The sequence below is a fragment of the Microtetraspora glauca genome (assembly GCF_040656155.1).
GTDB classification, from domain to species: Bacteria; Actinomycetota; Actinomycetes; order Streptosporangiales; family Streptosporangiaceae; genus Microtetraspora; species Microtetraspora glauca.
Window position 1 is genome coordinate 114,927 of record NZ_JBFALK010000017.1, and the last position, 12,957, is coordinate 127,883.

Annotated in this window: 9 protein-coding genes; 5 read left to right on the forward strand and 4 right to left on the reverse strand. The window is 71.3% G+C overall.

Annotated features, from left to right (window positions below; translation table 11 throughout):
* Positions 1 to 54 precede the first annotated feature (54 nt).
* Positions 55 to 2,157 (forward strand): HelD family protein, encoded by a 2,103-nt coding sequence (locus AB0I59_RS28610; protein ID WP_358137817.1) that lies wholly within the window; start codon positions 55 to 57, stop codon positions 2,155 to 2,157.
* Positions 2,158 to 2,247: 90 nt separating this feature from the next.
* Positions 2,248 to 2,700, forward strand: coding sequence for an NUDIX domain-containing protein (locus AB0I59_RS28615; RefSeq protein WP_061257952.1), 453 nt, complete (start codon positions 2,248 to 2,250; stop codon positions 2,698 to 2,700).
* 72 nt (positions 2,701 to 2,772) lie between these two features.
* On the opposite strand, the gene AB0I59_RS28620 is transcribed toward AB0I59_RS28615, so the two are convergent.
* Positions 2,773 to 5,313 (reverse strand): collagenase, encoded by a 2,541-nt coding sequence (locus tag AB0I59_RS28620; protein ID WP_358137819.1) that lies wholly within the window; start codon positions 5,311 to 5,313, stop codon positions 2,773 to 2,775.
* A 268-nt stretch (positions 5,314 to 5,581) separates the two neighbouring features.
* Positions 5,582 to 6,364 (reverse strand): ATP-binding protein, encoded by a 783-nt coding sequence (locus tag AB0I59_RS28625; RefSeq protein WP_358137822.1) that lies wholly within the window; start codon positions 6,362 to 6,364, stop codon positions 5,582 to 5,584.
* A gap of 237 nt (positions 6,365 to 6,601) precedes the next feature.
* Between AB0I59_RS28625 and AB0I59_RS28630 the strand changes: the two genes are divergently transcribed.
* On the forward strand, positions 6,602 to 7,558 hold the full coding sequence (locus tag AB0I59_RS28630; RefSeq protein WP_061257854.1) for a LysR family transcriptional regulator: 957 nt from the start codon (positions 6,602 to 6,604) through the stop codon (positions 7,556 to 7,558).
* Between the two features lie 239 nt (positions 7,559 to 7,797).
* Here the strand turns inward: AB0I59_RS28630 and AB0I59_RS28635 are convergent, their stop codons facing one another.
* A complete protein-coding gene (locus AB0I59_RS28635; protein ID WP_063818835.1) occupies positions 7,798 to 9,414 on the reverse strand; it encodes an MFS transporter in 1,617 nt (538 codons plus the stop codon).
* 342 nt (positions 9,415 to 9,756) lie between these two features.
* Between AB0I59_RS28635 and AB0I59_RS28640 the strand changes: the two genes are divergently transcribed.
* Positions 9,757 to 10,125: a YciI family protein gene (locus tag AB0I59_RS28640; RefSeq protein WP_061257855.1), complete on the forward strand. Its 369-nt coding sequence runs from the start codon at positions 9,757 to 9,759 to the stop codon at positions 10,123 to 10,125.
* The gene (locus AB0I59_RS28645; RefSeq protein WP_358137826.1) at positions 10,122 to 11,372 is read left to right on the forward strand and encodes an RNA polymerase sigma factor; all 1,251 of its coding nucleotides are present in this window, start codon (positions 10,122 to 10,124) and stop codon (positions 11,370 to 11,372) included. The genes AB0I59_RS28640 and AB0I59_RS28645 overlap by 4 nt, the downstream gene beginning before the upstream one ends.
* On the opposite strand, the gene AB0I59_RS28650 is transcribed toward AB0I59_RS28645, so the two are convergent.
* The gene (locus AB0I59_RS28650) at positions 11,358 to 12,914 is read right to left on the reverse strand and encodes an MFS transporter (protein WP_358137829.1); all 1,557 of its coding nucleotides are present in this window, start codon (positions 12,912 to 12,914) and stop codon (positions 11,358 to 11,360) included. The two genes, AB0I59_RS28645 and AB0I59_RS28650, sit on opposite strands and share 15 nt — an antisense overlap.
* Positions 12,915 to 12,957: the final 43 nt, after the last annotated feature.

Consider the following 12,957-nt stretch of genomic DNA (forward strand, 5'->3'; position numbering starts at 1 on the left):
ACCAAGCGTGTTAACTCGGTTAATATCTTAACTAGGTTAATCTAAGGTGGTGCGATGAGCGAACTCGACGAGGAGAAGGTCTACGCCGCGCGATGCGGGGCCGCGCTGCGCGCGATGCTGGACGGCGCCCGGCTGAACGTCATCGTCGGCGAACAGGTGGCGGGCGACCGTTACAGCGCCGAGAGACTCGGACGTCACCTCAAGAGCCTGGCCAAGGAGCTCGCCGAGGAGCCCGGCGGGCCACCGTTCTTCGGCCGGATGGACTTCGGCACCGGCACGGACGCGGGCGACCACCGGGGCCGGCGTTACTACATGGGCCGGCGGCACATCTCCGGCGGTGTCGGAGAGCAGCCGATGGTGATCGACTGGCGTGCCCCGGTCGCCCGGTCGTTCTACCGGGCCGGCGCGCGTGCCCCGCAGGGCCTCGCCGTACGCCGCCGGTTCGGCTGGGCGGAGAACGAGCTGACCGGATACGAGGACGAGCACCTCGACCGAGGTGAGGACGAGGGAGCCGGCGGCCGGATCGTCGCGGCGGAGATCGAGCGCCCCCACGTCGGCCCCATGCGCGACATCGTGGCCACCATCCAGCCCGAACAGGACGACCTGGTACGCGCCGGACTGGAGGAGTCGATCTGCGTCCAGGGCGCCCCGGGCACGGGGAAGACCGCCGTCGGCCTGCACCGGGCCGCCTATCTGCTGTACGCCCACCGGCAGCGGCTCTCCCGCACAGGAGTCCTGGTGCTGGGGCCCAACCCGGCGTTCCTGCACTACATATCGGCGGTGCTTCCGGTGCTCGGCGAGGTGGACGTCGAGCAGACCACCATGGAGCGGCTGCTGGGCCGGAGCCCGGCGCGGGCCGAGGACGGCGACGCGGCGGCCGCCGTCAAGCACGACGTCCGCATGGCCACCGTGCTGCGCCGGGCGCTGTACGGCCGCGTGCGAAAGCCGGCCGGGCCGGTCAGCGTGGCCGACGGCTCCGCTCGCCTGCGGGTGTCCGAGGAGGAACTGCGCCGCATCGTGGACGACACCCGGCGCGAGGCCACGCCGTACGCCGTGGGACGCGAGCGTGTCCTGTCCCGGATCGTCTCCGTGCTGGGACGGCAGGCGGAGGCTCGCGGCCAGAATCTCAACGCGGTCTGGACGCGCAGGATGTCCCGCGCGGCCACCCCGTTCCTGGACGCGGTGTGGCCCGCCGTACGACCGGAGGAGGTCGTGGCGGAGGTACTCGGCGACCCCGCCGTGCTGGCGAGGGCCGCCGAAGGTGTCCTGACGCCGGACGAGCAGGCGGCGATCCGGTGGGCGAGCCCGCCGCGCACATTCAAGAGCGCCCGGTGGTCCGCAGCCGACGCGGTGCTCATCGACGAGGTCGCCGGCCTGCTGCGACGCCCCGAGGGCTACGGTCATGTGATCCTCGACGAGGCGCAGGACCTGTCCGCGATGCAGTGCCGGGTCATCGCCCGCAGGAGCGAGTACGGCTCGATCACCGTGCTCGGCGACCTGGCGCAGGGCACGACGCCGTGGGCCGCCCGCGACTGGCGGCACCTGCTCGCGCATCTGGGCAAGCCGGAGGCGTCGGTGATCGCGCTGACGACCGGCTTCCGCGTCCCCGGCGCGGTCGCCCGGCTCGCCAACCGGCTGCTGGACATGCTGGAGGTGGACGTGCCGCCGACGCGTTCCTTCCGTGGCGACGGCCGTCTTCGTGTCACGCGGGTGCCCGACCTCACTGAGGCGACCGTCGCCGCGGTGCGCGACGCCCTCCGCCATGACGGCTCGATCGCCGTGATCGCCGATGCCGCGGCCGTGGGCGTCCTGGCGACCGCGCTGGCGGAAGAGCTGGATCGGGTGCCGCGGGGAGAACCGGCGGGCGGCGGCGTCCCGGGCGAATCATCCGGCCTGCCCGATCTGTCTGAACTCGCCGATCTATCCGGTCGGTCTGGTGCGGCCGATGGCCATGCCCGGGTCACCGTGCTGCCCGCGTCGCTGGCCAAGGGGCTGGAGTACGACCACGTGATCGTCGCCGAGCCGGCGGACATCGTCGAGGCGGAGAAGCGTGGTCTCAACCGGCTCTATGTGGTGCTGACCCGGGCGGTCTCGCGGCTCGACGTGCTGCACTCCCGCCCGCTGCCCGCGGGATTCCCCCCATCGGCGGACGCCTGACGGTGGGAGTCCGTGCCGAGTGGAAAACACGTGGTGGTTACGCCATCGTTGACGGGCCATCGATCGGCAGGACCACCCGAGGTGAACGACGTGAAGAGGCTCATCGCCCGCCTGTGGCGGGCCATCCGCGGCCCGATGCAGTGGCGTCTGCTGTGGCTGGCCCACGCCACGTTCATGGTCGGCGTCACCGGAGTCGTACGCGATTCCGAGGGGCGGGTGCTCCTCCTGAAGCACCGGCTGTGGCCGGAAGGGCGCCAGTGGGGTCTGCCGTCGGGCTACGCCAAGAGGAGGGAGACGTTCGAGGACACGGTCGTCCGCGAGGTGCGCGAGGAGACTGGACTGGACGTCCGCGCGCACCGGCTCGTCCATCTCCGGAGCGGCTTCCGGCTGCGGGTGGAGGTGGCCTACGAGGCCGAGTTCCTCGGCGGCACGCTCAGGACCGACGGCTTCGAGATCCTGGAGGCGGGCTGGTTCTCGCCGGACGACCTTCCTGAAGGGCTGCAGGACTCCCACCACCTTCTGATCAGGGGCGAGAGCGTCTGACACGGAGGCCGGGACCGGACACGAGGTCCGATCCCGGCCGGGGATTCGGTGCTACCGAACGGTGGTTGAGCGTCAGTACTCGACCTTCACCGCGGCTCCGCTGAAGCTCTGGCTCGCGTGCAGGCTGACGTAGTGGTAACCGGCGGCCGGGCCGGTGACCGTCAGGGTCTCGCTGTTGCCGGAGCCGGTTGACCGCTGGCTGTACGCCGTCTTCGTGGCCCAGGTACTGGCGCTGTAGTAGAGGTCGGCGTTCCCCGTGCCGCCCGACGAGGTGATGACGAGCCTCGCGGTGCCCGCCGGGACGTACAGGTAGAAGTAGGCGTAGTTGCCGGAGGTCGCCGACACGTTGCTCCGCCGGCAGTTCTTGCCCAGCTCACGGGTGTCGGCCGAGGTGCACTCGGGCACGGATCCGCCCCCGGACGACACCGTCACCTGCCGGGTGGCCGTCCCGGTCGCGCCGTCGTCGTCGGTGACGGTCAGCGTCACCGTGTACGTGCCGGCCGTGCCGTACGTGTGCGAGGGGTTCGCCGAGGTGGACGACGAGCCGTCACCGAAGTCCCAGCGGCGCGAGGAGACCGTGCCGTCGGAGTCGGTCGAGGTGTCGGTGAAGGCCACGCCGAGACCGCTCGCGGTGAACGTGAAGCCCGCCACCGGCGCCTGGTTGCCGCCGCCGCCCGAGCAGGACCCGGACGCGCACGCGGCCAGCCACGTCCACCAGTCGCCGTCGTAGCGGCCGCCGATCGTGCTCGTCAGGAAGGTGCGCGCGCCGTTCCAGTTCCCGGTGCGGTAGTGACCGAGGACGGTGGCGACGTCGGCCGGGTGCTTCTCGAACATGTACCGCACCGCCAGGTAGCCCCACCGGTAGATGCGCGTGGTGTCGTGCGAGTAGGTGGTGTCCCACAGGGTGCTCAGCGCGTACGTCCGGTTCGCCGCCTCGGCGATCGCGGCGTCGTAGGCGACGTTCCGGTAGGAGTACGAGACGTACTCGGCGAACCCCTCGATCCACCAGATGGTCGGGGTGGTGACGCCGGCGCTGAAGTCGCCGTACATGTCGAACCGGCCGTCGAGGTAGTGGGTGTACTCGTGGTTGAGGTTCCAGATCTGGAACGCCGGCCGTACCCACTCGGCCTCGTAGGCGATGAACCGCGGCTGGTTGCCCGCGGCGGCCGGGTCGCCCTCCAGGTACATGCCACCGTTGTTGGTGTCGATGCCGAACATCGCGCCGGCGTAGGTCTGGTAGTCCGTGCTGGAGTCGAAGACGCAGACCTCGATCGTGGTGTTGTTGTCGTTCGCGACCGGCGTGCCGCCGTCCTTGACCAGGGTGTGGAAGTACGCGTCCTGGTTGGTGAGGCTGGCGCAGGAGTCGGCGAGCTGCGCGGAGGTCATGTCCTGGGCGCGGATTTTGATACTCGAACCGCACGAGTACGTGATGGACAGGATGCTAGCCGCGAGCCGCGCCTGCAGGTCGCAGGTGCCGTAGTAGGAGCAGTTGGCCTTGTCGTAGCTGTCGGTCATCTCGGCCACGCCGACCCACAGCGGCGCGGTCCTCCCGGTGATGGCGCTGCGCTGGAGGAGGTCCCTGGCCAGTGGCCGGACCGTGGACAGCAGCGCGGAGTGCTGCAGGAAACGGCCGAGCTCACGGCCCGCGTTGGAGGTCAGGTACGCGCGGTCCGTGCCGAGCAGGTCGAGGTGGTTCACGGCGAAGGAGTCGAGCGTGTTCAGGACGCTGGGGTCGGCCTGGACCGCGGTGACGAACGCCGGCACCTGGTGGCCCCGGAAGAGCACCGTGTAGACGTTGTTGACCGCGTTCAGCATCCACCAGTGGGCGTCGTAGGCGCTGGTGTAGCCGCTCAGCAGCCGCTTCACGACGTACAGGTAGCGGTCGTTCTCCTCGGCGCTGTCGATCAGCGTGACCGCCTCGGCGAGCACCTCGCCGTTGGCGTCGCTGACCGTCGAGGAGTGGGAGTTGCCGAAGAACGCGTCCAGGCCGGCCCGGATCGCGGTCTTCAGCGTCGACCCGTACGAGCCGATGGTGGACGGGTTGTACCAGTGCACGTAGTAGCCCGCCCGCAGGTACAGCACGAGCTGCGCGGTGCCGGTGCTGTTGTCACCGGTGTAGTTCACCGCGTTGTCGCGCAGGCCGTACGCGACGCTGGTCATCTGTGCCTCGCGGAACGCGGCCGCGGCGTCGCCCCCGGTCAGGTTGAAGAGGGTGTTGACGCAGTCCGTGGTGGAGGACGTGATCTGCTGGACGAGGGCGCTTCCGGTACGGCCGGTGAAGTCGCTGACGTTGCACGCGGCGGCGGCCTTGGCCGACGTGGCCGACCTGGACTTCAGCGACGGCCGGGGGTGTGTCGGGGCGGACTCGGGCAGGTCGTAGTCCTGCCGCAGGTGGTCGGTGGACGAGGGGAGCGGCGCGCGGTCCCTGACCGGGAGCGGGGAGCGCTGAACGTGCCGGGCCCCGTCGTCGGCGGTCAGCGCCGGGACCGGCGCGGGTCTGGCGTCCGCGCGAGCCGCCGAGATCGCGGCCGGCTGGAGCAGGAGCCCCAGACCGAGGACGAGGGCGAGCAGCGGTGGTCGTCTGAGCGCGCGCAGGGGTGAGGTGATTCTCACGTGCAACCTCCGGGGGGGTGTCGAAGAACGAGCGTGAGGTTGGGTGTTCGGGTGAGGGGCTCCGCGTACGCGGGCCGCGTGGCTCCGGGGTTTCACATCCGGAGGATCGAAGGGGGTGTGCAGCCCGTAGTTTGGTGACGAAATCCGACCAGCGGCCATAAAGGCGGACATAATTGTTGGTTATGGCTCGCCAATCGGCGTGCTCCTCAACCATGACCTCTGCGCGGAAATGGAATGCCGATGGGGAAAGAGCCGGAGGGAGGCCGTGTTACAGGGGGAGTGCCGCGGGGGAGCAGACCGGGGTGAACTCCTCGCTGTGGCGGACGATCCGCTCGACGACCTCGATCTCGTCCGACGCGGGGAGCCACGCGATCTCGCGGCCGGGCAGGTGGTAGGAGATCGACTCCTCCCGGATCCACACCTGCCACCCGGCGCCGGCGTGCAGCACGCTCCGGTCGGCCGCCAGGTGTGACCGGAGACCACGGGCCGTGAGCAGCGTGTGTATCCGCTCGGCGGACCTGCGGCGGGACCTCGGTCGCGGCAGTGCCGGCGGCATCGTCGCCTGGGCGGGCAGGGGAACGGTGAAGAAGACCACCTTTCCCGGACTCGGCGCCGCGCCCAGACGGCCGCGTGTCGGGTGGATGCCCCAGCGCCCGCCGTGCTCCGCGGTCAGGGCGTCCACCAGGTGCAGCCCGCGCCCGCCGGTGGCGTCCGTCGGCGCCGACCGCGGCGGGCGGCGGGCGGGTCCCGTCCATGGCGCGGGGTCGAACACCTTGATCACGATTTCCGGGCCGGTGTGCCGCCGCAGGTAGGCCCACAGCTCCGGTCGGCCCGCCCCCGATGATGTCCGTTCAGCCCGGTACGCGTGCAGCAGCGCGTTCGTGGCGATCTCTGAGGCGATCACCGTGGCGTCGCAGGTCAGGTCGCGCGGCATGCCGAACTCGCGGTACACGGATCGTACGGCCGAGCGTGCGAACTCGGCGCACGTCGCGTCCAGCGGCAACGGCCAGGCGGGGAAGCCGCCGTCGCTCAGGTTCGCCGGGATGTCCATGGCTCGGTTCCGGGGTGGAGATCAGCCGTGGTCAGGACCATGTCGCGCTCCTTCGCGGCGGCCCGGGAACGGGCGCCGGGCATGGCCGTGATCCACGGCCGAGTGGTCCCCGGACTTCCTTTCGGTGAGCGTAGGGAGAAGGGGAGGGAACGGCGGGATGGGGATGGGGGAGTTGTACGTGGCAGTTTGTCCGGGGAACCCGGCCGGCTGTTATTAGTTGTCGCATAATTCTCGGTTATGGATCTCGATATCCGGCATCTCCGTATGATTTGCGCGATAGCGGAGTCGGGCAGCCTGACAAGGGCCGCTGCCCAGGTGGGGCTTTCCCAGCCGGCCATGACCAACCTGCTGCGCCGGGTCGAGAGTCTCGTCGGGGGCGCGCTCTTCGTCCGCAGCCGCTCCGGCGTGGAGCCGACACCGCTGGGCGACCAGGTCATCGCCCGCGCCCGGATCGTGCTGTCGGAGGTCGACACGCTGTTCGGTGACCTGCGCGGAGCTTCCGGCGCGGCGGGCTCCCTCCGGCTGGGATCGGTGCACGTGGCCTGCGTGGGGAGCATCGTCAACCGCGTCGGCGACGCGCTTCCCGGACGCGAGATCTCACTGCGCATCGAGCCCTCCGCGGTGTTGCTGGCCGAGGCGCTCACCCACGGCCGTCTCGACGCGGCACTGCTCGGGGTGATCGAGGGATTCGACGTCATGCTGGCGGCGCCGGTCGTCAGCAGGACGCTGGTCCCCCGGTATCCGATATTCGTCGCGCTCTCCGCCGCGCACCCGCTGTCGGGGAACGAGGAGATCCGGTTGGCCGACCTCAAGGACGAGTCCTGGATCAGTCCGCCGGGCGCCGACGACGGCTCCCTCGCGGCGCTGCGGGCGTCGTGCCGCGCGGCGGGCTTCGAACCCGACATACGCTTCGAGGCCCCGAGTGGAGCCGCGCGGCCGCTGGTCGCGGACGGGCACGGGGTGCGCCTGGTCGATCCCTCCTGGCCCGCGCCGGACGGGACCGTCGTACGGCCTCTCGCCGGAGAGCCGCAGGTCGCCCGGTTGCTCGTCGCGTGGCGCAGGGATCGCCTGAGCGACGCGACCGCCGGGGCGATCTATCGCGGCCTGGCCGCCGCTTTCACCGACCATGTGGACGACAATCCCGTCTTCGGACGCTGGTGGGACGCGCACCCCGAGGTGCATCCGCTGCTGTGACGCCGATGTGGCGATGCTTCATTTCCATTAGGAAACTTTCCTAATGAAAACGCCATGAGGGTCCCCACGTCAAGACTTCCGCGCACTCGGCCGTGCACGGCGCGTTCGCCACCGGCGGCCCTCCAGCCCGCATGCGGCGGTCTCGGTCAGGGACCCTTCGCATGTCCACCGGTTCATCACCGACGATCCCGGTCCCCTCGGCGCGAACGGCGCGGAGACCGTGATCGTCGGCCGGGTCGTCAGGCGTCCCGGTGTGCGCCCCGCGCGTGCCCGGTGGTCGCGTCGGGTTCGCCCACGGCGCTGCGCTCGGCGGCGTCGGCGGTGTCCCCGTCGTGACCGCTCCGCCGGGGCAGGCGGGTCATGAGGAGCGCGAGGAGGGCGAAGAGGACCGCGCCGATCAGGCCGACGGTGACCAGCCCGCCGGTGAACGCGTCGTGCGCGGTGCGCAGGAGCTCGGCCGCGTCCGCCGGGGGCAGGCCCGCCGCCGCGCCGTTCGCGCCCGCGACGGTCTCGCGGGCGGCCTGGGCCGCCTCGGCCGGGACCCGCGACGGGACGGCTCCGGACATGTGATGGCGGTAGACGGCCGCGCCGACGGTGCCGAGGACGGCCACGCCGAGCGTTCCCCCGAGGAAGTTGCTGGTCTCCGACATCGACGCCGCGGAACCGGCCCGCTCCGGCGGGACCGATCCGACCACGATGTCAGTGCCGAGCGCGAACAACGGCCCGGTGCCCAGCGCGAGTACGGCGATGCCCGCCACGATCAGTACCGGCCCCTGCCGGTCGCCGCCGACCTCGGAGACCAGGGCGAGTAGTCCCGTGCCGGCCGCGGACAGTGCCAGCCCGCCGGCGATGGCGGCGGTGGGGGAGATCCGCCGGACGATCACCGGGGTCAGCATGGTGCCCAGGGCCACGGCCAGCCCCATCGGCGCGAACCACAGCGCCGCCTCCGCCGGGTCGAATCCGAGGACGCTCTGGAGATACTGCGTGACCAGCAGGCCGGTCCCGGCCATGACCACCCCGGCGAGCGCCAGCGCGACCAGCACCAGGCGGAACGAGCGCCGGGCGAGCAGGCGCAGGTCCAGGAGCGGGTCGCGCAGCCGCATCTGGCGGCGGGTGAAGACGACCGCGAAGACGGCGCCCACGGTGAGTGCCGACAGCGGGACGGCCGACAGGCCGGTGCCGCCGACCGCGAGCTGCTTGATGCCGTACACGATCGGCAGGATCGCGAGCAGCGAGAGGGCGACGCTTGCCGGGTCGAGCCGTCCGGCGTCCGGGTTGCGGAACTCGGGCAGCAGGAGCGGCCCGGCCAGCAGCAGGATGACCATGATCGGCACGGCCAGCAGGAACACCGACCCCCACCAGAAGTGCCGCAGCAGGATCCCGCCGAGCACGGGCCCGAGGGCGGCGCCGGCGAACTGGCAGGTCGCCCAGACCGCGATCGCCGTGCCCCGCTGTGCCGCGTCCCGGAACATGTTGCCGATCAGCGCCAGGGTCGAGGGCATCAGGGTGGCCCCCGCGACGCCCAGGACCGCGCGGGAGCCGATCAACATCGCCGGGCTGACGGAGTACGCCGCCAGCAGCGAGGCGAGGCCGAAGGCGGTCCCACCGATCAAGAGCAGCCTGCGGCGACCGATCCGGTCGCCGAGCGTGCCCATCGTGACGACGAGACCGGCGACCATGAACCCGTAGATGTCCGTGATCCACAGCTGTTCGGCGCCGCTGGTGCCGAGATCCGCGCTCAGATGTGGCAGGGCCAGGAACAGTGAGTTGATGTCCAGCGCCACCAGCAACGTGGGCAGCGTCAGCACCGCCAGTCCGGCCCATTCGCGCCAGCCCGCTTTCGGAGCATGGGGCATGAGATGTCCTTCCTCGTCGACTCGAATGGTCCGCGCAGATTCGCGGTCCCCCCACAGGGGGTCGGAGCGGGAAGCCGATTCTTGCGCCCGGCCGCGGGGATCCTGGCGCGCGACATGCGGGTTCCCGGGAAACCCCGGGCGGACGCCGGGTTGAATGGATGCACGGACGTCCGGAAGCACGCCCGGAAGCACGCCCGGAAGTACGTCCGGAAGCTGCCGGAAAGTCGTCCTGGGGGAGATGCCGCGGGGATGTCAAAACCGCGTCGCCCGCCACGACTCATCTATGAGGGCGCCCATCGGGGGCACCACGGATGTCGTACGAACGACAGCGAGGAGAACGACGTGCAGTTCCTGTTGATCATGCACATGAACCCGCAGATCTGGGACGCGCTGACCGAGGAGGAGCGCCAGGACGTGATGAACGGCCACGGCGGATTCATCAAGACGATCCAGGAGTCCGGCGAGATGATCGGCACCCAGGCGCTGGCCGACCCGTCCACCAGCGCGGTCGTCCGCGTCCGCGACGGGAACCCGGCCGTGACCGACGGGCCGTACCTGGAGGCCAAGGAGTACCTCGCCGGCTTCTACCTGGTCGACTGCGAGAGCAGGGAACGGGCGATCGAGTTGGCCGCCATGATCCCGGACGCCGCGGTTCCCGGTATGGGCATCGAGGTGCGGCCGGTCATGTTCTCGGCCGGAATGGAAATGTGACGACGACAACGGAGATCGAGGACCTGCTGCGCGAGCTGGCGCCGCGGGTCCTCGGCCTGCTCGTCCGCAGGTACGGCCAGTTCGAGACCTGTGAGGACGCCGTCCAGGAGGCGCTGCTCGCCGCGTCGCTGCAGTGGCCGGTCGAGGGGGTGCCCCGCAACGCCCAGGCCTGGATGACCACCGTCGCCGGGCGCCGGGTGATCGACCAGATGCGCGGAGACCAGGCGCGGCGCGACAGGGAGGCCGCCGTGGCCGCCCGCACGCCGTACGACGAGCATCTCGCGCCCGGACCGGAGGAGGAGCGGCCGCCGGGCGGGGACGACACGCTGACCCTGCTGTTCCTGTGCTGCCATCCCGCGCTGACTCCGGCCTCCCAGGTCGCGCTGACCCTGCGCGCCGTCGGCGGCCTGACCACCGCGCAGATCGCCCGCGCCTTCCTCGTGCCCGAGGCGACCATGGGCCCGCGTATCAGCCGGGCCAAGAAGCAGATCAGGGACGCGGGCGCCTCGTTCGGGATGCCGCCGGAGGACGAGCGGGCCGAGCGGCTGCGCGTGGTGCTGCACGTGCTGTACCTGATCTTCAACGAGGGCTACGCGGCGACCTCCGGCCCCGACCTGCACCGCCACGACCTGACAGGGGAGGCGATCCGGCTGGCCAGGATGGTGCGCCGGCTGCTGCCCGACGACGGCGAGGTCGCCGGGCTGCTGGCGCTCATGCTGCTCACCGACGCGCGGCACCCGGCCCGCACCACGGACGACGGCGCCCTGGTACCGCTGGAGGAGCAGGACCGTACGCTCTGGAACGCCGCGGCCATCGAGGAGGGCACCGCGCTGGTCACCGATGCCATGGCCCGGTCCCCGCTCGGGCCGTACCAGCTCCAGGCGGCCATCGCGGCGGTGCACGTCCACGCCCCCAAGCCGGAGGACACCGACTGGCGGCAGATCGCCGTGCTGTACAGGATCCTCGAACGTGTCGCGCCCAACCCGATGGTCACCCTCAACCGCGCCGTCGCCGTCGCGATGACCGAGGGGCCCCGAGCCGGGCTCGACCTGCTGCGGACGCTGGAGGACGACGATCGGATGGCCGCTCACCACCGCCTCCACGCCGTGCGCGCCCATCTGCTGGAGATGGCCGGGGACCACGTCGCGGCCCGTGAGTGCTACCTGCTGGCCGCACGCCGTACGGCCAGCCTGCCCGAGCAGCGCTATCTCCTCTCCCGCGCCGCCCGGCTGTCAACGGACCCGTGACGTCCGGCCCGCGACGGCGCGTCCGAGCAGGACCGTGACCAGGACGGCGGCTCCGCCCATCAGCACCGCGCTGATCGTGGCGGTCAGGTGAAATCCATGCGTGAACGCCTCACGGGCCAGGTCGAGCGTCTCGGCGCCCAACCGGCCGGGCAACGTGCCCGCCGCGGACACGGCCGCGCCCAGGTTGTCCCGGGCGGCGGCGGCCACGGCGGCGGGGACACCGGGCGGGACGCTCTCCGACATCTCGCCGCGGTAGACGGCGGTGATGACGCTGCCGAGTACCGCGATCCCGAGAGCCCCGCCGAGCTGGGGTGCCGTCGAGGAGATCGCCGCCGCGGCTCCGGCGCGCTCGCGTGGCGCGGCGGCGACGACCATGTCGGTGGCCAGCGCCATCATCGGGCCCAGCCCGGCGGAGACGACGACGGCCCCGGACACGAGCAGGCCGAGGCCGCCCGGCTCGCTCACCTGGGTGAGCATGCCGTACCCGACGGCCGACACGGCCAGGCCCGCGCCGATGACCGCCGCCGGGCGGACCCGGCGGACGATCCTCGGCGCCAGGATGGACCCGGCGATGACACCGGCGGCGGACGGCGCCGTCCACAGCCCCGCGTCCAGCGGCGACAGCCCGTGCACGAGCTGGAGATACTGCGCGACGGCGTAGTTCGACCCCCACAGCACGAAGATGCCGAGCGCCAGGGTGCCCGCCGACGTACTGAACGCCCGGTCGGCGAACAGGCGCGGATCGACGAACGGGTCGGCGAGGCCACGCTGCCTGCGCACGAACAGCACCGCCATCACGCCACCGGCCAGGACGGCCAGTACGGAGATCGGGTCCGGGCCGTCGGCCGCGATCCGCTTGAGCCCGTAGACCACCGGCAGGACGGCGGCGAGAGACGACAGCGCGCTGACGGCGTCCATCCGGCCCGTCGAGGGATCGCGGTGTTCCGGCAGCAGGAGGGGGCCGGCGAGCAGCAGGCACGCCATCACCGGGACGCCCAGCAGGAAGACCGATCCCCACCAGTAGCGTTCCAGCAGCCATCCGCCCACCAGGGGTCCGATCGCGGTGCCGGCGGAGACACTGGCGACGATGATCCCGACCGCCACCGTCCGTTGCCGGGGGTCGCGGAACATGGTCGCGGTGAGGGACAGCGTGGACGGCATCAGGGTCGAGCCGGCGACCCCCATCAGGGCGCGGGCCGCGATCAGCGCCGGGGCGCCGGCCGCGTACGCCGCGAGCACCGAGGCGGCGCCGTACGCGGCGGCGCCGATCAGCAGCAGACGGCGGCGTCCGATCCGGTCGCCCCACGCGCCCATGGTGATGAGCGACCCCGCGAGCAGGAACGCGTACACGTCCACGATCCACAGCAGCTCGGTGCTGCTCGCGGACAGGTCCCTGCCGATGGCGGGCAGCGCGAGATGCGTCACGGTCAGTTCCAGGGACGCGAGCAGGGCGGGAAGCGCCAGTACGGCGAGCCCGGCCCATTCACGCCCTCCGGCCGGATGGTGTCCGACGGGGTCGAGTCTTTCCTCGTGCGTCGTCATGGGGTCGATCCTGGAACCTCAAGCAATATTGAGGTCAAGTCGT

What these genes read in the sequence shown, in the direction of transcription:
- AB0I59_RS28610 (WP_358137817.1), top strand. Translation starts at nt 55, where the DNA reads ATGAGCGAACTCGACGAGGAGAAGGTCTACGCCGCGCGATGCGGGGCC.
- AB0I59_RS28625 (WP_358137822.1), bottom strand. Translation starts at nt 6,364, where the DNA reads ATGGACATCCCGGCGAACCTGAGCGACGGCGGCTTCCCCGCCTGGCCG.
- AB0I59_RS28630 (WP_061257854.1), top strand. Translation starts at nt 6,602, where the DNA reads ATGGATCTCGATATCCGGCATCTCCGTATGATTTGCGCGATAGCGGAG.
- AB0I59_RS28635 (WP_063818835.1), bottom strand. Translation starts at nt 9,414, where the DNA reads ATGCCCCATGCTCCGAAAGCGGGCTGGCGCGAATGGGCCGGACTGGCG.
- AB0I59_RS28650 (WP_358137829.1), bottom strand. Translation starts at nt 12,914, where the DNA reads ATGACGACGCACGAGGAAAGACTCGACCCCGTCGGACACCATCCGGCC.